Origin of the sequence: Pseudomonas tritici (genome assembly GCF_014268275.3) — a bacterium.
Taxonomy (GTDB): domain Bacteria; phylum Pseudomonadota; class Gammaproteobacteria; order Pseudomonadales; family Pseudomonadaceae; genus Aquipseudomonas; species Aquipseudomonas tritici.
This window is the reverse complement of record NZ_CP077084.1, coordinates 3,242,996-3,261,097: the sequence shown is the minus strand read 5'-3', so window position 1 is coordinate 3,261,097 and position 18,102 is coordinate 3,242,996. Positions and strand designations below refer to the sequence as shown.

The window sequence follows — 18,102 nt, the reverse complement described above, 5'->3', positions numbered from 1 at the left end:
TAGAACACGGTGTCTGATTTTAGGGCCGCTTCGCAGCCCAGCGCGGGACAAGCCCGCTCACTACAGGCCATCGCCAGCCGCGCTGCAGGCCGGCAGCCGCCAGCAGAATCGCCACGCCCCCCAGCCATTGCAGCCAGCCCAGGCGATGCCCGAAAGCCATCCAATCGACGAAGATCGCTGCAATCGGGTAGATAAACGACAGTGCTCCGGTGATGGCCGTCGGCAATTTCTGGATCGCGCCATACAGCAACACATACATCAAGCCGGTGTGCACCACGCCAAGCGTTACCAGTGCGGCCCAGGCGTCTGGCGCCGTTGGCAGGCTGTTCCAGGGCACTAAAGGCGCCAGCAGCACCGCCCCGGTTGCGACTTGGATCAACGCCATCAAATGCGGCGGTACCTCTTTCAAACGCTTGATGATCAACGCCGCAATCGCATACAAAAACGCTGCGCCCAACGCCAGCGCGATACCCACCAGGTAATCTGCGCCGCTGCTCTGTTGATCGCCATGGGCGGTAACAATCGCCAACATCCCGAGAAACGCCACGCTCAGCCACGCAAGCTTCTGCACGGTGATCTTTTCACCCAGGAACACCGCCGCTAACATCACCAACATGAACGGCTGCACGTTGTACACCGCCGTACTGATGGCAATTGACGCGTGGGAATAGGACTCAAACAGCAACAACCAATTACCGACAATCGCCACGCCACTGAGCATGGCCAGCCCGACCTTGGCCCAGCTGAGCAGGTCCAGGCGCAAGTACCCGAGCAGCGCGCACACCAGCAACAGTGTCAGCCCGCCGATCACGCAGCGCCAGAACACCACTTCGATCACCGACACGCCAGAGACCAATACAAACCAGCCAATGGTGCCCGAGATCAGCATGGCGGCGACCATTTCCCACGACCCGCGACGGATGGATGTGTCCATGATTAAGGCTCCTCAAGTGAGGCTCAATTATGGCAATCTGCTTGAGAGCGGCTCCAGTGACTAAAAAAGGTCAAACACCTGGATAGCCTTTACTTATTAGGCGGACCCCATGATTGACACCATCGACCAGCAACTGATCGCCGCTTTGATGGACGACTCACGCCTGTCGCTCAAGGCCTTGGCCGGCATTACCGGGCTGTCTTCGCCCAGTGTTGGCGAGCGTTTGCGGCGTCTTGAAGAGCGCGGCGTGTTGACCCACTACACCGTGGATATCGACCCCAAGCATTTTGGCTATCTGTTGCAGGCCATCGTGCGCATTCGCCCGTTACCCGGCAAGTTGCAGGAGGTGGAGCGCCAGATCCAAGCGATCCCCGAGTTCACGGAGTGCGACAAGGTCACGGGCGAGGATTGTTTTATTGCGCGGCTGCATGTGCGCACCATGGATCATCTGGACAGTTTGCTTGACCGGCTTAACGCCTATGCGGAAACCAACACGGCCATCGTCAAGAAAACCCCGGTGAAACGGCGTTTGCCACCGCTGGGGGATTAACACGGCAGTTCTAATGTGGGAGCTGGCTTGCCTGCGATTGCGATCTGCCAGTTGATACTTGCATTGCTGACCCACCGCTATCGCAGGCAAGCCAGCGCCCACAATTCGAACGGCTTCGTTTATTCGTGCAGCGTTTTGGCCGCTACCAGCAAGCCTCGGAACTTGCGGTACCGCGCTTCCAGCACCGGCCGCTGCGTGGCATCAGGCAAATACCTCGCCTTCACCGGCATCCCCGCCTGCAACAACGCCTCCCCCTGCCCGATCGCCAGGAACCCCAGCTTTGCCGCACCGATGCACGCACTCAACTCACTGCCGTGCAAGGTGAAGATTTCCCGCTGCAGGATATCCGCCAGCAACTGCGCCCAGTATTCACTGCGCGCCCCGCCCCCCACCAGGGCGCAGGCACCGACATTCGCACCCGCCGATTGCACGGCGTGCAAGGCATCGAGCAACCCGAAGCCCACACCTTCCATCACCGCGTAGCCGAGCATGGCGGGCGTGCAGTCATGGCCCAGGCTCATGAATCCACCGCGCAGCAACGGATCGTTATGGGGGGTACGTTCACCGGCGAGGTACGGTAGAAACAGCGGTGTGTTCAAAGGCACAGGCTGCCCTATGGGCAACTGCAGTTGCACGTGGTCCAACAACGTTTGCTCATCCGCCATGCCGGTCAGCCGCGTCACCCAGCGCAAGCAACTGGCACCGGCCAGCATCGCGCCCATGGTGTACCAACGGTTGGGCAACGCATGGCAGAAGCTGTGCACGGCATTGGCTGGGTTGCCGGCAGCGTGGTCAGTGATGGCGACAATCGCCGCGCTGGTGCCGAGGGTGATGAAGCCATCGCCTGCGTTGATCGCACCGATACCCACGGCGGCCACCGGATTATCGCCACCGCCGCCAGCAATCACTACGTCAGTCGACAGCCCTAGCTCGGTTGCCGTCAAACCCGCACTCGCGGCGCCGCCTTCGACCAACCTGGGCATCTGTTCCGGCACAAGGCCCGTCGCGCGCAGCATCGGGGCGAACCACTCACGCTGTGCCACATCCAGCCACAACGTCCCGGCAGCGTCGGACATCTCGCTGATACGCTCGCCACTCAGGCGCAAACGCAGGTAGTCCTTGGGCGACAACACGCAGTCGATGGCCTTGAATACCTCAGGCTCATGCTGTTGCAACCACAGCAATTTCGGCGCCGTGAGCCCGGCCATGGGCAGGCTGCCCGTGACGTCGGCAAACCCCGCCCCCAACTGTTCAGCCTCAGCGATCGCGCGCGAATCGTCCCACAGGATTGCGGGATACAACACGCGGTTGTCCTCCCCCAACAACACAGCACCGTGCATTTGCCCGGACAGGCCGATACACGCCACACGCGCAAACGCCTCGTGCGCACGCAGTTGCCCCAACGCCTGCACACACGCCTGCCACCAATCTTCCGGCGCCTGCTCGGACCAGCCGCTGTGGCGCCGCGACACACTCAGACGCACGCCGGCGTGGGCCAGCACCCTACCGTCGAGGTCCATCAGGATGGCCTTGAGTTCTGAGGTGCCGAGGTCTATTCCGAGGGAAACAGGAAGGTTCATACGTGGTTTTCCAATCAACTACAGCCACATGAGTCACGCCATTGCAGGGTTGGCGCCAGGCGCACGCTCTGGGGCGGTGCCGTGGGCGAAGCCATGCGTTGCAATAACAGGCCGACAGCGCGAGCGCCGAGTGCCTTGACCGGCTGAGCGATCAAGGTCAGGCGCGGCACGAAAAAGTCCGCCCAGTCAAAATCATCAAAGCCGACCAAGGCCATCTGCCCCGGCACGGCGATGTGTGCGTCACGCAGCGCGTGCATGGCGCCGAGGGTCATCAGGTTGTTGCCGGCCATGATTGCCGTGGGCGGCGCGGCCAGGCCCAGCAACTGCGCCGTGGCCTGGCGTGCCGGCTCTGTGTTGGAGCCGCCATTGACCAACAGCTGTGGATCAAACGCCAGCCCCGCCACGTGCAACGCCGCGCGGTAACCGGCCACTCGCTCATCGGTGGTGCTGAACCCCTCGCGTCCGGCGATAAAGCCAATGCGGCGGTGACCATGGGCGATCAGATGTTCAATAAGGGCCTGGGTGGGCTCGGCGTTGTCCACCCCGACCTGGTCAAACTGCTCGCTCATCATGCGGTCCACCAGCACCGCTGGAATCTCGTTGGCGCGCAGGTACTCCAGCGCCTTGGAGCCGTTCGAGGGTGCCAGCACAATCCCGTCGACCCGCCGATGATGCAGCGCCGTGACCACCCGCAGCTCCTGCTCCGGGTCGTCGTGGGTGTCGACAAACAGCATCATGTAGCCGTGTTTGGCGCATTCGGTTTCAATCGCGTGCACCGTTTCACTGAAGTAGTGGTTGGACAGCGCCGAGATCGCCACGCCAATCGTGCTTGTACTTGACCGGGCCAGCGAGCGCGCCAGGGTGTTGGGGATGTACCCCAGCGCCTGGATTGCCTGCTGCACCGCTTGCACCGTGGCCGGGCTGACCTTGCGGGTACCGTTCAACACATGGGACACCGTCGATGTCGACACCCCCGCCCTGCTTGCGACGTCATCCATGGTGACCACGGCGCTGTTCCTCTCACTGATTCAACGTTTACTCGACCAACCGCTGTACGTACCGACGTTGTCACGGGTGATTAGTTTTGGCGTGAGCAGGGTCACCGCTTCGGCTGGGGCTTTGTCGTTGAGAATGTCATTGCCCACGTTCACCGCGGTCTGCGCCATGGCCCAAGGGTCCTGGCTGGCGGACGCCTGGATTTGCGTGTCGGTCTTCAGCGCATTCTCGATATCCGGCGCGCCGTCCACCGACGTGATAACGATGCCGCTGCGCTTGAGCTGCTTGGCCGCCAGGTCGCTGCCGATGGCTTGCGGGTCGTTGATCGCGAACAGGCCGTCGATTTTCGGGAAGCGCGTCAGGTAACCCTGCATGGCGTTCAAGCCACCTTCGCGCGAGCCCTTGGCGTCCTGGTCATCGGACAGCACCTTGATCTGCGGCGCACTGGCGAGTGCCGCCTTGCACCCTTTGACGCGGTCGGTCACGGCAGTGACTTGCGGGCCGTTCTGGATGATCACATTGCCCTTGCCGGCGAGCTTATCCACCAGGTACTGGCAGGCCAGCTTGCCGGCCTCGACGTTGTCGGTCTGCACGGTGGCGTTCACACCTTTGGCGTCGACATCCACGGCGACCACGACAATGCCGGCGTCGCGGGCTTTCTTGATGGCCGAGGCCATGGCGGACGGGTCTACCGCGTTGATCAGGATCAGGTCGACCTTGGACGAGATAAAGTTGTCGATCTGCGAAAACTGCTTGCTCAAGTCATAGTCGGCCGACACCGAGGTCACCTTGACGTTGGGATTGAGCTCCTTGGCCCGCGCCGTGGCGCCATCGGCCAGGGTCACGAAATACGGGTTACCCAACGAGCCCATGCTGATGCCGAGGGCTTTGAGTTCGCGCGCTTCGACGGCTTGGGACATCAAGGCAGCCAAGGCAATAACGGGAAAGATACGTTTGACGTTCATGCGGGTCTCTCTTGTGATTGTTGTATGAGTGAAATCAGGTCCGCGCACCGGACTGGCGATAACGATCCAGCGCCACTGCGCCAATGATCACGATGCCCTTGATGATGTATTGCCAGATATCCGAGACGCCCAGCAGCACCAGGCCGTTGGTGAGTACCGCGATGATCAGCGCGCCGATCAGCGTGCCGCCGATGGTGCCGACGCCGCCGGTAAAGCTGGTGCCGCCAAGGATCACCGCGGCAATCGCGTCCAGCTCATAGGATTGCCCCAGTTGCAGGCCGTTGGCCGCGAACAGGCGCGAAGCGCTCATCACCGCGCCCAGCCCGGCCAACGCACCGGACATGGCGTAGACGAACAGCAACACCTTCCACACCTTGATCCCCGACAATCGCGCCGCTTCCGGGTTACCGCCCACCGAGTAGATCTGCACGCCCATCACCGTGCGCCGCAGGATAAACCACGACAGCGCCACCACCGCGACGGCAATGATCACCAGCCAGGGCACACCGAGCACCGAGTCATTGCCGATAAACGCAAACGGCAGGTCGGGGTTGAACACGGTCTTGTCATCGGCCAATAGGCGCGCCAAACCGCGCATGGCGGTCAGTGCGCCGAGGGTGACGATAAACGGCGGCAGGCGCATAAAGGCGATCAATCCGCCGTTGACCAGGCCCAGCAACAGCCCGAAGCCAATACCGGCGGCAATCCCGAACATGCCGAACTGCGGCGACATCGACGCTTGCAACGCCACCACCGCCGACGCGGCCAGGATTGCGCCCACCGACAGGTCGATACCCGCCGTGAGAATCACAAAGGTCATGCCCGCCGCCAGCACCACGTTCACCGAGGCCTGCTGGGTGATGATCGACAGGTTCTGCACCGTCAGGAAGTTCTCGCTGGCCAGGGCAAAGCCCACCAGCAACAGGATCAGCACCGGCAACATGCCGACGGTGCGCATCAACTCGCGTGCGCGTTCAGCTTTACCTATTGTTGCAACGTTCAATTCAGCCATTGGCAACCACCTGATCGCCACCGGTGGCGAGGTCAATAATGCGTTCCTGGGAGATGACGTGGCCGGAAGCCCCGCCGACTTCGGCCACCAACTGGCCTTCGCGCATGATCAGCACGCGGTCGCAGGTGCCGATGATTTCCGGCAGCTCGCTGGAAATCACCACAATGCCGACACCGGCCTGCGCCAGTTGATTGATGATGCGGTAGATCTCGGACTTGGAACCGATGTCCACGCCGCGTGTGGGTTCGTCGAGGATCAGCACATGCGGCTTGACCTCCAACAGTCGCGCCAGCAGCACCTTTTGCTGATTGCCGCCGGACAGCGCGCCGACATTGACCTTGCCTGACGCCACGCGAATCGACAGTGACTGGATCGCGTCCCTGGCGCGTTGCGCCGCATGGCCACGATCGAGCACACCACCGGCATACGCATCCGGTACACACGCGCAGACATTGATGTTGTCGGCCACGCTCATGTCGAGGAACAGGCCCTGGGCCTTGCGGTCTTCGGTGAGGTAAACGACGCCGGCGCGAATCGCATCCGCCGGGGTGCGCAGTTGGGTGATGGTCTTGCCGACCACTTCCAGGGTGCCGGAGGTGCGTGGGTCGGCGGCAAAGATCAGCCGTGCCAGTTCGGTGCGCCCTGCCCCGACCAGGCCGGCAATACCGAGCACTTCGCCGGCATGCAGGTCGAAACTACAGTTGCGCACGCGCTTGCCATCGGCCATGTCGCGCACGCGCATCACCACGTTGCCGGGGTTATACGCAGCGTGTTCCTTCTTGTAGAACCCCGACAGGTCGCGGCCCACCATCATTTTCACGAGCACTTCGGCCGACAGCGCCTCGCGGGTCAGCTCGCCGATGTATTGGCCGTCACGCAGCACCGAAACGCGGTCCGACAGCTCGTAGATCTCGGCCATGCGGTGGCTGATATAGATGATCGCCAACCCTTGGCTGCGCAGCTGTTTGATCAGCGCGAACAAACGGTCGGTCTCGCGGGATGACAAGGGTGTGGTGGGTTCGTCCATCACCAGGATCTTGGCGTGGGCATGCAAGGCGCGGGCGATTTCCACCAGTTGGCGCTCGGCAATCGACAGGTTGCTGACCCGCGTTGACGGGGTGAACTCCGCGCCAAGGCTTTGCAGCACCTCGATGCACCCGGCCTCCATGCCTTTGCGGTCGATGGTCCAGCCACGCCGCAGTTCGCGGCCCAGGTAGATGTTCTCGGCCACGCTCAGGTTCGGGCACAGGCTCAGTTCCTGATAGATCACGGCAATGCCGAGGGCTTTGGCGGTGGCGGGGTCGAAGGTGGGGATGGGCTGGCCGGCAATGCGGATTTCACCGCCGGGGTCGGCTTGATAGGCGCCGGAAAGGATTTTCATCAAGGTCGATTTGCCGGCACCGTTCTCCCCCATCAAGGCGTGGATTTCGCCGGGGTAGACCTTCAGGCCGACATTCTTGAGCACGCGCAAACCATTGAAGGTTTTGCTGATGCCCTGCATCTCAAGCAAGGGTTCAAGGCTCATGAATGAGCTCCTGGAATTATTATTTTTGTAATCGAGTGAGCCGACTCTAATTCAGATACATTTTCTTACGCAAGCGCTTGCGTTGACCATTTGTCGATTGATGAAACGTTTCATCACCCTCAAATTCGAAAACCACTGTTTTCGGATCGAATATATCCATTCGAAGGTATTTCTCCCTTAGCCAGCCATCAAAACGCCATAATTTCTGCTATTGTCCAAGGACCTCATCTCCTCCTCGTCGCCTCCAAGCGATCTTCTGTGAGCATGCTCTGCGCCATCGCCGATTGACGATGACGGGCCTGAATACCACGGAACGCCACAGCGATGGACACACCGTTACCCGAACAGCCGCAATCGCGCGCCGAAAAAATCGTCGAGTTCAAACGCCAGAAAACCCTGCTCAAGACCGGCGCCCTGCAAGACGCCATCTTCAACAGCGCCTATTTCTCGAGCATCGCCACCGATGAAAAAGGCGTAATCCAAATCTTCAACGTCGGCGCAGAACGCATGCTCGGCTATGCCGCCGCCGATGTGGTCAACCGCATCACCCCCGCCGATATCTCCGACCCCATCGAACTGGTCACCCGCGCAGCCGCGCTCAGCCAGGAACTGGACACGCCGATCACGCCGGGCTTCGAAGCGCTGGTGTTCAAGGCCTCCCGGGGTATCGAAGACATCTACGAGCTGACCTATATCCGCAAGGATGGCAGTCGCCTGTCGGCCATGGTGTCGGTGACCGCCTTGCGCAACCGGCATGACACGATCATCGGTTACCTGCTGATCGGCACCGACAACACCGCGCGCAAGCAGGAAGAAGCCGAACGCAAAGGCTTCGAGCGCGCCCTGGAAGAGAAGAACCTGGAGCTGGAGCACGCCAGCCACATGAAGTCCGAGTTCCTCGCCACCATGTCCCACGAACTGCGCACGCCGCTGAATGCGGTGATCGGTTTTTCCGAGGCGCTCAAGGACGGGCTGGTCGGCGAAATGAGCGAGACCCAGCGCGAATACATCGGTGACATATTCACCAGCGGCCAGCACTTGCTGTCATTGATCAACGACATTCTCGACCTGTCCAAGGTCGAGGCCGGCATGATGGAACTGGAACTGGAGAGCGCGGAGCTTTCCGGCTTGTTGGCCAACAGTCTGTTGATCGTGCGGGAAAAGGCCGCGCTGCAACGTATTCAACTGAAGCTGGAAAGCCCTGAAGACCTCGGCTGCCTGGAACTGGACCTGCGCAAGACCAAGCAGATCGTCTACAACCTGCTGGCCAATGCGGTGAAGTTCAGCGAGCACGGCAGCTCAGTGACGCTGACGGTGCGCCAGGTGGCCCGCGAGCAGGTCGGGCAGATTCCCGGCGAATGGCCGGTGTACCGCTTCGACTTGCCCGACAGTGCGCATCAACAGTTCCTCGAGTTGAGCGTCAGCGACACCGGGATTGGTATCGCTGAGGACGACATGGGCAAGCTGTTCAAGGCGTTCAGCCAGATCGACAGCGGCCTGGCGCGCAAATTCGAAGGCACCGGCCTGGGGCTGGCGATGGTCAAGCAACTGACGGATTTGCACGGCGGCAGTGTTGCCGTGGCCAGCCGTGAAGGCTGTGGCGCGCGGTTTGTCGCGTGGTTGCCGCTGCATCGCACGCCGGAGGCAGCATGGCCGAGATCCTGATCATTGAAGACAATGAAGCCAATATGCGCCTGGCGCGCTTGTTGTTGGTGAATGCCGGCCACACGGTGCTGTGGGCACCCGATGCCGAAACCGGCCTGACCCTGGCCCGCGCACAACAGCCGGCGTTGATCCTGATGGACATTCAACTGCCCGGCATGGACGGCCTGGCGGCCACGGCACTGCTCAAGCAAGACCCGCTGACCGCACACATCCCGGTGATCGCCCTGACGGCCATGGCGATGAAAGAAGACCGCGAAAAGACCCGGCTCGCCGGGTGTGACGCCTACATCACCAAGCCGTTGCGTTACAAAGAGCTGTACCAAGTGATCGACACCTTGCTGCAAACGCCCAACAGACCCCTCACATGAGTCCGCTCCATGGCCAGCCAACCCGCGACGTTGTTGATCGTTGATGATGAACCCCAGGTGCGCAAACTCCTGGAAACCCTGCTGCAACACGAGGGCTACCAGACCCTGAGTGCGAGCAGCGGTGAAGAAGCCTTGCAGTTGGTGGCGCAGCAGCCCCCGGACCTGATCCTGCTGGACGTGATGATGCCGGGCATGGACGGCTATGAAGTCGCCAGCCAATTAAAGGGTGATGACACCACCGCGGGTATTCCGATCATCATGTTATCCGCCCTCAGTGAGCAAAGCGCCCGTGTCAGTGGGCTGGAGGCCGGTGCCGAGGAATTCATCAGCAAGCCGGTCGAGCGTGTCGAGTTGTGGTTGCGAGTGCGCAACCTGCTGCGGCTCAAAGAACGTGGTGACCTGGCAAGCCATTCGCGCGAGCTGGGGCAACTGCAAACGGGAATGAATGTGCATGACTTGGCCCTTCAGGACCTCGAAAATGCCTTGCGCCAAGCTGTCGAGCGCGAAGACTTCACGGTGCATTACCAGCCCAAGGTCGAGATTGCCAGCGGCCGCCTCTGCGCCCTCGAAGCGCTGCTGCGCTGGGAGAGGCCCGACTACGGCCCCGTATCCCCGGCCGTGTTTGTGCCGATATTGGAACGCCTTGGGCTGATTGTGCCTGTGGGACGCTGGGTGATAGAGCAGGTTTGCCAACAGATTGCCGAGTGGCAACGTGGCGCCATTGGTGCGGTGGAGGTGTCGGTGAACGTCTCCGGCCATCAACTGATCGAAGGCGACCTGATTGCCGATATCGCGCGCACCCTGGCGCAAACCGGGGTCGAGCCGCATTGGCTCGAAGTGGAGCTGACCGAAGGCTCCTTGATGGAAAACACCCAGCACACCATCGCCAGCCTGCAGCGCCTGCACGCCATGGGCGTGAAGATTTCCATCGATGACTTCGGCACCGGCTATTCGAGCCTGGCGTACCTGCGGCGTTTTCCTATCGATACGTTGAAGATCGACATTGCGTTTATCCGCGAAGTCACCACCAACCCGCAGGACGCGGCGATCACCCGCACCATCATTGAACTGGCCCACAGCCTCAAACTGCGGGTGGTGGCTGAAGGCGTGGAAACCCAGGCGCAGTTGGCGTTCTTGAAAGAGGCCGGTTGTGATCAGATCCAAGGTTACCTGTTCAGCCGGCCGTTGCCGGTGGAAACCCTGGAGCGCTTGTTGCTGGAGCGTTGAGAGGTCCCGCTCACTACACAGTTGCGTCGAGTTGGGGGGGAGCGCTACGGATCCAGCACACGCTGGCCTTCTTCCACGTAGTCGCCCAGGCGTTTCTCGAACACCAGCACGCCGGCGCAGGTTGGTTTTAGCGGGCTGTCGTTTATGGGTCAAATAGGTCGCGAATGAATGTTCGAGACCGCAATCACATTGAACCTGCTTGCGGCGCGTGCTCTCAAACCTGAACAGACCACGGCCCTGGTGCATGCTCGATGACTTTTATTCTATGGATGGCCGTACTGGGCGCTGTATTGCTTACCCTTGCCCTCACCTCCTCCTATCTGCGCTGGATGCCTGTCACGACCTCGGCGGTGTGCTTGCTGTTGGGCGTGGGGATCGGCCCACTGGGCGTGGATTTGCTGCACCTGGATATCCAGCACTCCGCGCGCTGGATGGAACACCTGACCGAAGTTGCCGTGCTGTTTTCGCTGTTCGTCAGCGGCTTGAAGCTGCGCCTGCCGCTCAAACATCGCACCTGGCGCATCGCGTTTGGCATGGCCGGGCCGGTGATGTTGCTGACCATCCTTGGCATCTGCCTGGCGCTGCATTACGTGTTTGCGTTGCCGTGGGGCGCGTCGTTACTGGTGGGTGCGATCCTGGCGCCCACGGATCCCGTGCTGGCGGGCCTGGTGCAGGTCAATAACGCTCAGGATTACGACGCGCTGCGCTTCGGCCTGTCCGGCGAAGCAGGCTTGAACGACGGCACGGCCTTCCCCTTTGTGATCTTTGCCCTGCTATTTATGCAGCACGGTGGGTTTGATGGGGATTGGCTGGGCGGCTGGGCGTTGAAAAACCTGCTCTGGGCAGTGCCCGCCGGGCTGTTGATCGGCTATTGGATGGGGCGCGGCATTGGCCGCGTGACGCTGTGGTTGCGCATCACCCACAGTGACAGCACGCTCTCGCCTAACGATTACCTGACGCTCGCCCTGATTGCGCTGGCCTACGTGGTCGCCGAGGCGGTGGGCGGTTATGGCTTCCTGTCGGTGTTTGCCGCCGGGCTCGGCTTGCGCCAGGCGGAGTTCCGCTCTACCGGTCATTCGCAGACACCGTCGGAGCACTTGGCGCTGCCGGTGGTGGGTCACTTGGAAGTCGAGCCTGAGCGCGCATTGCAGGGGGATGTGAGCGATCTGCAGGATACGCAGATCGCCGCCGGCGTGATGATGGGCGACATGCTGTCATTTGGTAGCCTGGTCGAGCGCTCGATGGAGGTGTTCCTGGTGACGGTGCTGGGGATCGTGCTGGTGAGCCATTGGGATTGGCGGGCGCTGCCGATGGCGGCGCTGCTGTTTTGCGTGATTCGCCCCGTCAGTGTGCTGGCGATGCCCTGGGGCAGCCTGGTCGATCACCGGCAGCGCGGCCTGATGGGCTGGTTCGGTATACGGGGGATTGGCAGTATTTATTACCTGTTCTACGCACTCAATCATGGGCTGATCGGTACCAGCAGTGCGGTGGCGGTGAACCTGACCTTGTCAGTGATCGCCTTGAGCATCGTCGTTCATGGCCTGAGTACCCAGCCAATGCTGGCGTGGTATGAACGACGAGCCAAGGTCAACACTCAGTCCTGATGCTCGGTATTGCCCACATCCGCCGCTTCATCCAGATCGTTGAGCGGCACTTCTGCGTCATCCATCAACGAGCCAGGGTCTTCATTGCCTGGGTCGTTGAGTTCCTCATCAAGTTCTTTTGACATGACCGTCTCCTCTAACCGCCTTGGGTATCGATATCGGCATCGGTTTCAGCCTTGGGCTCTGGCTCAGGCTCGAAGTCTGGACTGTAGTCGTTTTCTTCAGCCTTGGGGTCTTTGGCGGGTGCCGGGTCTTTGGGCGCATCTGCGGCAGTACCTGGCGCTGGTTCGCCGCCGTCGATGGCCGGGTCGTTGCGACCGCTGACTTGGGGATCGTCGTGTGTGCTCATGGGTCACCTCTTCGCAGTATTGGGAAAATGCAGCCTGCGTAAAGGTAAGGTCACGCCCTGGGCAATGAAGTTCAACTTGCTTATGAGCCTGGGTTATCGACCTGAATGTAGAACGCATAGGCGGCGAGCATTATCCAAAACACCATGAAGATCCACGGTGTACGCACCGAGAACAGCAAGGATTTGCGATAGCCCTTGTGCGAGGACTCGACTTCGGAAAACAGCGGCGACTCGTCATAAGCCAAGCCCATCACCGGCTCGCTGCGCAGCAGTTCGCTCTGTTTGAAGTGCCAGTGATCGATGATGTCATACGCTGCGCGGATGCCGGGCCAGGCGTTGAGGGAGCTGAGAATGCCCAGGAGCGCTAGGAACAGCGGGACCACCAGGGTGAACAATTTGCCCCATTCCGGGTTGAGGTTGCCCATGCCAGACACAAAGGCGATGACCAAGAACGACTGCGCCGTCAGGTAGGCGTCGGTGCGGTTGGCCAGGATCGAGGTTTCGTACTGTATCTCGCGCCGGTAGAAGTCGAGGCGGTCTTTGGGTGAGCCGAAGATCTTGGCGTTGTGCTCACTGTGATCGGTCAGGGTCGATTCTGGGCTGTCAGGGGATATGATTCTGGGCACCTGCGTGCTCCGTTTTGGATCGAGTCTGTTTAGAAGGAAGGGGCGGCGGCGAAGTTCAAGTTAGTTCGCGCACCAATCTGGCGCATTTTGTAGTGAGCGGGCTTGCCCCGCGCCGGATTGCGTAGCGCTCCCGCCCTTTTGGGGGCCGCTGCGCAGCCCAGCGCGGGGCAAGCCCGCTCACTACAATAGGGTTATTGGCGGTTTCGGCACAGGCATTGCTTAACCCTTTCATCACCCACCTGCCTTGCCCGGTTACAGGAGCATTCGTTACCCACCGACCCAGAGCCGACCCCATAAGAAAGTAAGGACCAGGCCGGTTGGCACCTTCAGCCACGGCCTTATAAAAATGCGTTTTTTGAAGCGGCAGTGCCACTTGGCTATCCTCGGCACTGACAAGGTACTGGAATGGCTCGATCTTTCTTCGATGAAATGAATGACGCAAACGGCGCGTGCCGTGCGCATTATCAAGACTTCTCCCGCTGGCTGGCGAATACGCCGCCGGAGCTGCTGGCCCAGCGTCGCCGTGAAGCCGACTTGCTGTTCCACCGCGCCGGGATTACGTTCACGCTGTATGGTGACGAGCAAGACACCGAGCGCTTGATCCCCTTCGACATCATCCCCCGCAGCATCCCCGCCAGCGAATGGAGCGTGATCGAACGCGGTTGTATCCAGCGCGTCAACGCGTTGAACATGTTCCTTGCCGACATCTACCACGACCAGCGCATTATCAAGGCCGGGATCATTCCAGCGGAACAGGTGCTGGGCAACGAGGGTTATCAGAAGGCCATGGTCGGCCTGGACCTGCACCGCGACATCTACTCGCATATTTCCGGTGTCGACCTGGTGCGCGATGGCGACGGCACCTACTACGTGCTCGAAGACAACCTGCGCACCCCCAGCGGCGTGAGCTACATGCTCGAAGACCGCAAAATGATGATGCGCCTGTTCCCCGAGGTCTTCGCCAAGCAGCGCATCGCGCCGGTGGACCATTACCCCAACCTGCTCCTTAAGACCCTGAAAAGCGCCAGCCGCCTGGATAACCCCAACGTGGTGGTGCTGACGCCTGGGCGCTTTAACAGTGCGTTCTTCGAGCATGCGTTCCTGGCCCGGGAAATGGGCGTGGAACTGGTGGAAGGCGCCGACTTGTTCGTACAGGACCTCAAGGTGTTCATGCGCACCACCGACGGCCCCAAGCCGGTGGACGTGATTTACCGGCGTATCGACGACGCCTTTCTCGACCCCAAGGCCTTCAACCCCGACTCGATGCTTGGCGTGCCCGGCCTGGTGGCCGCTTATTGCGCCGGCAACGTGGTGCTGGCCAATGCCATCGGCACCGGCGTGGCTGATGACAAGTCGATCTACCCCTATGTGCCGGAGATGATCCGCTTCTACCTGGATGAAGAACCGGTGCTGCAAAACGTGCCGACCTTCCAGTGCCGCAAACCCGATGAGCTGTCCCACGTCCTGGCCAACCTGCCGCAACTGGTGGTCAAGGAAACCCAGGGCTCCGGCGGCTACGGCATGCTGGTCGGCCCGGCCTCCAGCGCCGCCGAGATCGAGGACTTCCGCCAACGCATCAAGGCCCGACCCCACGCGTATATCGCCCAACCCACACTGAGCCTGTCCACCTGCCCCACCTTTGTCGAGAACGGCATTGCTCCGCGGCATATCGACCTGCGGCCCTTTGTGCTGTCGGGCAAGGAAACCCGCCTGGTACCTGGTGGCCTTACCCGTGTTGCGCTGAAGGAAGGCTCACTGATCGTCAACTCGTCGCAAGGCGGCGGAACCAAGGACACCTGGGTGGTGGAGGACTGAGTATGTTGAGTAGAACCGCCGCAGATCTGTACTGGATGTCCCGTTACCTAGAGCGCGCCGAGAACCTGGCGCGCATGCTCGAGGTCAGTTACTCCCTGTCGTTGATGCCCCAGGCCGGGCGCAGTGATGGCCTGGATGAACTGGCCATGTCGCTGCTCAGCAGCGGCACCCTGGACAATTACCTTGAGCGGCATACGCAGCTGGATGCCGAGCGCATGTTGCACTTCTTTGCCCTCGACGAAGAGAACCCCGCCAGCATCTATAACTGCCTGCGCGCGGCCCGCGGCAATGCCCATGCGGTGCGCGGGCGTATCACCGCCGACATGTGGGAAAACCTCAACGCCACCTGGCTGGAGATGCGCAGCATCGCCGCCGGCGGCCTGGCGCGGCATGGCATCAGCCACTTTTGTGATTGGGTAAAGCAGCGTTCACACCTGTTCCGGGGGGCTACCTCCGGGACGATCATGCGCAATGACGCCTATCGGTTTATCCGCCTGGGCACCTTCGTGGAGCGTGCGGACAACACCTTGCGCCTGCTGGATGCGCGCTATGAGATGTTTGGCGAGGAGTCGGAAGAAGTCAGTGACTTGTCGGCACGCGGTTATTACCAATGGAGCGCCCTGCTCCGCGCGTTGTCGTCGTTCGAGGCGTACACCGAGTTGTATCCGAATGCGTTGAATGCTCGCTCGGTCTCAGAGTTGCTGTTGTTGCGCAGTGATGTGCCGCGTTCGTTGCATGCGTGTATCGAGGAGTTGAGTCATATCCTGGCGGACTTGCCCGGCAGTTACGGGCGCACGGCGCAGCGGTTGGCGGCGGAGTTTGAGGCGCGGCTCAGGTATACGGGGATTGATGAGATTCTTGAGGATGGGTTGCATAGCCGGTTGACGGAATTCATTGACACGGTTCGGGAGTTGGCGCAGGCGATTCATAGTTCATATCTGGAAGTGGTTTAGCACACGACGCTGATCAAAATGTGGAAGCGGGCAAGCCCGCTCCTACATTTGGTTGGGGTGGGTTTACGGTTTTTGTAGGAACGCGAGGATTAGCGTGTTGACCTGCTGGCTTTGTTCGTTCTGGATCCAGTGGCCGCAGTTGGGCAGCACGTGTTGTTCAAGGTGAGGCACTGAATCGGGCATGCGCTTGAGCGTGTGGGCCTCGAATATCCCGACCGGGTCTCGGTCACCGATCAGGAATAGCGTGGGTTGCAACACCTGCTGGCCAGCCAGGCATTCGGTGCGTTGCCAGTTGCGTTCAAAGTTGCGGTACCAGTTCAGCGGGCCACGAAAACCGTGGTCGGCGAAGGTTTTTACGTAGACGTCCAGATCTGCCTGGGAACACCATTGCGGCAATGCGCCGGGCGCGGGAACGCCCTCAAGTAACCGGGCGCTCGGCGGTTTCTTTTGCAAAAACACATCCTGATCCTGCATGAACAGGCGCAACGTGCGCTCGATGTCAGCGTTCAGCTCCTGCTCGGCAACGCCCGGCTCCTGGAAATACAGGATGTAGTTGAAGCGGTCGGCGTACAGCTCACGCATGATTTCGATCACCGGCCGCCGCGCGCGTCCGGCGAAAGGCACGGACATCGTGACCAAGCGCGTGACACGCTGGGGTTCGAGCAACGCCAGGTGCCAGGCCACCACTGCCCCCCAGTCATGGCCGACCATCACCACCTGCGCATGGCCAAAATGGTCCATGGCCTGCTGGATATCCCCGCACAGGGTCAGCAGATCATAATCGGCGATCGCGGCGGGCGAACTGGTTTGGCCGTAGCCGCGCATTTCCGGGGCGAACACTCGGTAACCCGCAGCCGCCAATGCGCGAATCTGCTCGCGCCAGGAGTGCCAGCATTCCGGAAAACCGTGGAGCAGCCAGATCGGCGGACCTTCGTCGGCTCCCGTGACCTGCACACTTAATTCAATGCCGTTGACCTGGATCCTGTGCTGCCGGGTAGCGTTCATCAGTGGCGTCCTTGTGTAGTTTGCGCTCGCGGTACTCTCGCGGTGAGCAATTCATCAAACGTTTGAAAGCACTGCTGAATGCACTGTCCGACTGATAACCCAATGCTTGGCCGATGCTGGACACACTGCTGCTGGAGGTGTTCAACGCCTGTACCGCCAAATGCATACGCCAGCGGGTCAGATATGCCTGAGGTGCCATGCCAACACGTTGCTTGAAATGCTGGGCGAAGGTCGAGCGAGACTGATTGGCCGTGCCTGCCATTTCGCTCAATGTCCAACGCCGTGCCGGTTCTGCGTGCACTTGCGCCAGTACCGGCGCCAACCTCGGATCGGTCAATGCCGCCAGCCAACCGGTGGTACTGGCGCCCAGGGAAGCTTGATAGAGGCGCAGGATTTGCACCAGCATCATTTGCGCCAAATGCTCGGTCATCAACGCCGCACCCAGCTTCGGGCTGGCGTATTCAAGAGACAGGCGCTCCAGGCACCAACGCAACACACTGGCCTGGTCGGAGCGAGCACTGATACGCACCACCGGTGGCAATCCCTCCAGCAAGAGGCGGGCTTCATCACCGTAGTAAAACAGTCCGCCAATCAGAAACAGATCAGCCGTATCACCCAGGCTGGCGATACCGCCCACGGCCTTGCTGTAGACCTGCCGAGCATCGACCCCCTCCAGTGCCAGGTGGCTGGATAATTTCCACGGTCGATTTTGCGTCAATAGAAAGCAATCACCTTCATACAGCCGGACGGGCACGATCATCCCTTCTACTTCCAGCCAACACTCGCCCTCTACTACCGCGTTGAACTTGATGCCACCCGGTGGTGGAAAATCCAGCGCCCAGTCGCCGCCCGCCTTCAAACCCGCAAAATACGAGCGGTGACTGCGTAACAACGCCACCACATCAGACAGGGTATCCATAAATAAAAA

Annotated in this window: 18 protein-coding genes; 7 read left to right on the top strand and 11 right to left on the bottom strand. The window is 60.8% G+C overall.

What is annotated here, in order from left to right; translation table 11 throughout:
* Positions 1-19 precede the first annotated feature (19 nt).
* Positions 20-934, bottom strand: a complete 915-nt coding sequence (locus HU722_RS14515; protein WP_186754859.1) for a DMT family transporter — start codon at positions 932-934, stop codon at positions 20-22.
* 109 nt (positions 935-1,043) lie between these two features.
* Between HU722_RS14515 and HU722_RS14510 the strand changes: the two genes are divergently transcribed.
* The gene (locus tag HU722_RS14510; RefSeq protein ID WP_049708345.1) at positions 1,044-1,484 is read left to right on the top strand and encodes an Lrp/AsnC family transcriptional regulator; all 441 of its coding nucleotides are present in this window, start codon (positions 1,044-1,046) and stop codon (positions 1,482-1,484) included.
* A 119-nt stretch (positions 1,485-1,603) separates the two neighbouring features.
* Here HU722_RS14510 and xylB read toward each other — a convergent pair whose 3' ends face one another.
* The 5 genes from xylB to HU722_RS14485 are packed head-to-tail and all read right to left on the bottom strand — an operon-like array spanning position 1,604 to position 7,562.
* Entirely contained in the window at positions 1,604-3,064 is a 1,461-nt protein-coding gene (gene xylB / locus HU722_RS14505) for a xylulokinase (protein WP_065890997.1), read from the bottom strand.
* A gap of 14 nt (positions 3,065-3,078) precedes the next feature.
* A complete protein-coding gene (locus HU722_RS14500) occupies positions 3,079-4,071 on the bottom strand; it encodes a LacI family DNA-binding transcriptional regulator (RefSeq protein WP_065873122.1) in 993 nt (330 codons plus the stop codon).
* 21 nt (positions 4,072-4,092) lie between these two features.
* Positions 4,093-5,025 (bottom strand): ABC transporter substrate-binding protein, encoded by a 933-nt coding sequence (locus HU722_RS14495; RefSeq protein WP_065873123.1) that lies wholly within the window; start codon positions 5,023-5,025, stop codon positions 4,093-4,095.
* A gap of 34 nt (positions 5,026-5,059) precedes the next feature.
* Entirely contained in the window at positions 5,060-6,037 is a 978-nt protein-coding gene (locus tag HU722_RS14490; RefSeq protein ID WP_065873124.1) for an ABC transporter permease subunit, read from the bottom strand.
* Complete coding sequence (locus HU722_RS14485) at positions 6,030-7,562, bottom strand: sugar ABC transporter ATP-binding protein (protein WP_186754861.1); 1,533 nt, start codon at positions 7,560-7,562, stop codon at positions 6,030-6,032. The genes HU722_RS14490 and HU722_RS14485 overlap by 8 nt, the downstream gene beginning before the upstream one ends.
* 324 nt (positions 7,563-7,886) lie before the next feature.
* Here HU722_RS14485 and HU722_RS14480 point away from each other — a divergent pair, with 324 nt between their 5' ends.
* The 4 genes from HU722_RS14480 to HU722_RS14465 all read left to right on the top strand — a co-directional run bounded on the left by HU722_RS14480 (position 7,887) and on the right by HU722_RS14465 (position 12,426).
* Positions 7,887-9,227 (top strand): sensor histidine kinase, encoded by a 1,341-nt coding sequence (locus tag HU722_RS14480; RefSeq protein WP_065873126.1) that lies wholly within the window; start codon positions 7,887-7,889, stop codon positions 9,225-9,227.
* Positions 9,212-9,595, top strand: coding sequence for a response regulator (locus HU722_RS14475; RefSeq protein WP_065873127.1), 384 nt, complete (start codon positions 9,212-9,214; stop codon positions 9,593-9,595). Before HU722_RS14480 ends, HU722_RS14475 begins: the two co-directional genes overlap by 16 nt.
* 9 nt (positions 9,596-9,604) lie before the next feature.
* The gene (locus HU722_RS14470) at positions 9,605-10,822 is read left to right on the top strand and encodes an EAL domain-containing response regulator (protein ID WP_065890999.1); all 1,218 of its coding nucleotides are present in this window, start codon (positions 9,605-9,607) and stop codon (positions 10,820-10,822) included.
* A gap of 251 nt (positions 10,823-11,073) precedes the next feature.
* The gene (locus HU722_RS14465; protein ID WP_065880495.1) at positions 11,074-12,426 is read left to right on the top strand and encodes a cation:proton antiporter; all 1,353 of its coding nucleotides are present in this window, start codon (positions 11,074-11,076) and stop codon (positions 12,424-12,426) included.
* Here HU722_RS14465 and HU722_RS28995 read toward each other — a convergent pair.
* The 3 genes from HU722_RS28995 to HU722_RS14455 form a co-directional block, all read right to left on the bottom strand.
* The gene (locus tag HU722_RS28995; RefSeq protein ID WP_256530457.1) at positions 12,417-12,551 is read right to left on the bottom strand and encodes a hypothetical protein; all 135 of its coding nucleotides are present in this window, start codon (positions 12,549-12,551) and stop codon (positions 12,417-12,419) included. The two genes, HU722_RS14465 and HU722_RS28995, sit on opposite strands and share 10 nt — an antisense overlap.
* Positions 12,552-12,562: 11 nt before the next feature.
* Positions 12,563-12,775, bottom strand: a complete 213-nt coding sequence (locus tag HU722_RS14460; protein ID WP_049708360.1) for a hypothetical protein — start codon at positions 12,773-12,775, stop codon at positions 12,563-12,565.
* Positions 12,776-12,855: 80 nt separating this feature from the next.
* Positions 12,856-13,401, bottom strand: a complete 546-nt coding sequence (locus tag HU722_RS14455; RefSeq protein ID WP_065873130.1) for a hypothetical protein — start codon at positions 13,399-13,401, stop codon at positions 12,856-12,858.
* Between the two features lie 405 nt (positions 13,402-13,806).
* Here HU722_RS14455 and HU722_RS14450 point away from each other — a divergent pair, with 405 nt between their 5' ends.
* Both HU722_RS14450 and HU722_RS14445 read left to right on the top strand, forming a co-directional pair.
* Entirely contained in the window at positions 13,807-15,216 is a 1,410-nt protein-coding gene (locus HU722_RS14450; protein WP_065873131.1) for a circularly permuted type 2 ATP-grasp protein, read from the top strand.
* A gap of 2 nt (positions 15,217-15,218) precedes the next feature.
* Positions 15,219-16,169: an alpha-E domain-containing protein gene (locus HU722_RS14445; RefSeq protein ID WP_065873132.1), complete on the top strand. Its 951-nt coding sequence runs from the start codon at positions 15,219-15,221 to the stop codon at positions 16,167-16,169.
* A 63-nt stretch (positions 16,170-16,232) separates the two neighbouring features.
* On the opposite strand, the gene HU722_RS14440 is transcribed toward HU722_RS14445, so the two are convergent.
* Positions 16,233-17,174, bottom strand: coding sequence for an alpha/beta fold hydrolase (locus HU722_RS14440; protein WP_065880494.1), 942 nt, complete (start codon positions 17,172-17,174; stop codon positions 16,233-16,235).
* On the bottom strand, positions 17,131-18,093 hold the full coding sequence (locus HU722_RS14435; protein WP_065880493.1) for an AraC family transcriptional regulator: 963 nt from the start codon (positions 18,091-18,093) through the stop codon (positions 17,131-17,133). Before HU722_RS14435 ends, HU722_RS14440 begins: the two co-directional genes overlap by 44 nt.
* Positions 18,094-18,102: the final 9 nt, after the last annotated feature.

What these genes read in the sequence shown, in the direction of transcription:
- HU722_RS14515 (WP_186754859.1), bottom strand. Translation starts at nt 934, where the DNA reads ATGGACACATCCATCCGTCGCGGGTCGTGGGAAATGGTCGCCGCCATG.
- HU722_RS14510 (WP_049708345.1), top strand. Translation starts at nt 1,044, where the DNA reads ATGATTGACACCATCGACCAGCAACTGATCGCCGCTTTGATGGACGAC.
- xylB (WP_065890997.1), bottom strand. Translation starts at nt 3,064, where the DNA reads ATGAACCTTCCTGTTTCCCTCGGAATAGACCTCGGCACCTCAGAACTC.
- HU722_RS14495 (WP_065873123.1), bottom strand. Translation starts at nt 5,025, where the DNA reads ATGAACGTCAAACGTATCTTTCCCGTTATTGCCTTGGCTGCCTTGATG.
- HU722_RS14490 (WP_065873124.1), bottom strand. Translation starts at nt 6,037, where the DNA reads ATGGCTGAATTGAACGTTGCAACAATAGGTAAAGCTGAACGCGCACGC.
- HU722_RS14485 (WP_186754861.1), bottom strand. Translation starts at nt 7,562, where the DNA reads ATGAGCCTTGAACCCTTGCTTGAGATGCAGGGCATCAGCAAAACCTTC.
- HU722_RS14480 (WP_065873126.1), top strand. Translation starts at nt 7,887, where the DNA reads ATGGACACACCGTTACCCGAACAGCCGCAATCGCGCGCCGAAAAAATC.
- HU722_RS14475 (WP_065873127.1), top strand. Translation starts at nt 9,212, where the DNA reads ATGGCCGAGATCCTGATCATTGAAGACAATGAAGCCAATATGCGCCTG.
- HU722_RS14470 (WP_065890999.1), top strand. Translation starts at nt 9,605, where the DNA reads ATGGCCAGCCAACCCGCGACGTTGTTGATCGTTGATGATGAACCCCAG.
- HU722_RS14465 (WP_065880495.1), top strand. Translation starts at nt 11,074, where the DNA reads ATGACTTTTATTCTATGGATGGCCGTACTGGGCGCTGTATTGCTTACC.
- HU722_RS28995 (WP_256530457.1), bottom strand. Translation starts at nt 12,551, where the DNA reads ATGTCAAAAGAACTTGATGAGGAACTCAACGACCCAGGCAATGAAGAC.
- HU722_RS14460 (WP_049708360.1), bottom strand. Translation starts at nt 12,775, where the DNA reads ATGAGCACACACGACGATCCCCAAGTCAGCGGTCGCAACGACCCGGCC.
- HU722_RS14450 (WP_065873131.1), top strand. Translation starts at nt 13,807, where the DNA reads ATGGCTCGATCTTTCTTCGATGAAATGAATGACGCAAACGGCGCGTGC.
- HU722_RS14445 (WP_065873132.1), top strand. Translation starts at nt 15,219, where the DNA reads ATGTTGAGTAGAACCGCCGCAGATCTGTACTGGATGTCCCGTTACCTA.
- HU722_RS14440 (WP_065880494.1), bottom strand. Translation starts at nt 17,174, where the DNA reads ATGAACGCTACCCGGCAGCACAGGATCCAGGTCAACGGCATTGAATTA.
- HU722_RS14435 (WP_065880493.1), bottom strand. Translation starts at nt 18,093, where the DNA reads ATGGATACCCTGTCTGATGTGGTGGCGTTGTTACGCAGTCACCGCTCG.